Consider the following 2,358-nt stretch of genomic DNA (forward strand, 5'->3'; position numbering starts at 1 on the left):
ATTTAATATCAAACTCATATGAGGTTTGAGGTTGAATTGATGTTGCTGCATTTACAAATGCTATCTCATCAGGAATAGTAATATCATTACAATCCTCACCAGGTAGTCCATAACAACCAGTACCTGCAGGACCTAAAACGGGATTCCAGTTAATTCCTGTTCTAAAAGGAGCGATACCGAATTCATAAGCCCCTGCATCAGGTTTACTTCCTTGATACCCATCTGTAAAACTATTAATTACTCGCCCATAATCTATAGCCTGAGCCCCTGCTTTTAGTGTATAGTCATTATTACCGTAGTTCTTAAATGAACTTTTACTAACTAAGTTATTCTGTTTATTTGATTGCGGCTCCCAGGTACTTTCACTTTCTTGATTTCCTTGCTGATCTACAGCTTCCTTATCTGTAATATTATTCCAAACTTTAACATTTGAAAAAGCTGTTCCTTCTTTATGCCAAGCTCCCATCGTAGCAGAGCCTTTAGCGAAAGTATTGTTAAAGATATTTAGATTTGTTCCATTCCAATTAATTTGAATATTCGTCCATTGAGTATTCCAAACCACATTATGGTGAACATCCCAGTTTTTAGAATCATTATCTAAATAAATTCCTGTCCCCTTAAATCGACCATTTCTTGCTTGCGAATCATGAAATGTATTATGATGAATAGATGATTTAGTGGCTCTAGCATTAGTTGTGTATAGTAATCCACCATCGTCAGCGACAAAATTATTCAGACTAATATCATTATAAGCAAATTCACCTCCATCAACATAAGCCTGAATAACATCTTTTCCAGCTCTAGTCAATGTATTATTTCTGTACTTACCTCTTTTCGCTCCTCGAGTGTTTAATACACAATCATAATTCCCTAAATAATTAAAATCATGAACATAAGAATTTAACAACTTATTATCATTTCCCTTGTCATAAACTCCATTACCGGCACCCCAAGCGACTTCGCATCTCTCTATGGTGTTGTTATTACCAGTCATCAATAAACTTTGTCGTCCAGAGTCAAATCCATTAATCACACCTAATGTATGATTACCATAAAAGCTAGATACTTTATATAATTTATTGTTATTACCACTTATGTCAATTGACCCTCCAAAAACAGCTAAACCTTCAACGTGGATATAATTTTTATTCAGTTTAATTGCCTGGGTTCTTCTTCTAAAACGAATAGAGTTATTAACTGGTAAACCTCCTCCTTCAATTTGAACATAAAGTGTTTTAGTACTTTTATTATAAAACCACTCGTTCTTGTAATCCAATGCTTCTTTAATTCCCTGAAGAAAAAATTCTCCTTTTTTAATACCATGACCCGTATATCCAGGATGATGCCTCAGCTGGATCCAATTTTGTGCTCTTTGTAATTTGAAATCAATTCTATTAGAAGTCGAACTCGTTATATAATCAGTCCAAGCTAAAAATCCTGCTCCACCATAAAAATGAATAGATCCTCCGTTTTTCCATTTATTGGCATGAGGAATTCTATTTGCATGACCATTTGATTGACTCCCATTATAGTTCATCCATGTTTTTCCACCTCCCGCAGCACCTCTATTACATGCGGGTAGATAATCGCGGTCAAATAAATTTTGAGTTACATTATTGGGCCATCTTGCAAGATCCATGAGTTTATCATTATGGAGAACCATATTGTCTTGACCTAAATCCCAGTTGACAGTTGCTTTATAAATATTACCTTGATCTTTTGTCCAATTATTTACAACTTGCATTGCTGTAATAATTACTTTTTCTCCTGCTTTAGCCCTATAAGTAATAGGATTTCCTGCAATTCCTGATCTAGCAGGTTGTAATAACTCTTCATAGGTTCCTTCTCCAATAATAATGATATCACCAGGTTGTGCTATTGAAGAAGCCTTTGCTATAGTTTTGTAGGGCTCTGATTGTGTCCCTGGATTTGCGTTGTTTCCATTTTTAGAAACATAAATATTTTTCGCGTGTAATGAAGACACAAATACAAATAAAAGTATCCATATACATTTTCGAAAAAGGGTTTTAAGAGTTTGATTATTTTTCATTGTTAATTGTTGAGTTGGTTTAATTATGAAATCTAATCGCATTAAATATTTCCAAGTTTACATTTTTTACTAATCAGAAATATTTTATTAGAATTAGATTAACTTGTAATTATATATGACTTTATTGAAAGACTGAACATAGACATATCTCACTAGTAATTAAACATTTAACTACTAGTGAGTATTATCCTAATTCAAAACAATAAGATGCTATTCGATTTAATCTTTAATGAACTGTACTTTATCCTTACCAAATACTGATAAAATATAAAGCCCAGATGCCATATCTGAAATAATCAATGATTCAT

Annotated in this window: 1 protein-coding gene; it reads right to left on the bottom strand. The window is 33.0% G+C overall.

Annotated features, from left to right (window positions below; all coding sequences use genetic code 11):
* A partial coding sequence (locus Q0921_RS24880) for a right-handed parallel beta-helix repeat-containing protein (RefSeq protein WP_299261862.1) occupies positions 1-2,050 on the bottom strand: 2,050 nt, incomplete at its 3' end.
* Positions 2,051-2,358: the final 308 nt, after the last annotated feature.

The organism is uncultured Aquimarina sp. (assembly GCF_947496855.1).
GTDB lineage: Bacteria > Bacteroidota > Bacteroidia > Flavobacteriales > Flavobacteriaceae > Aquimarina.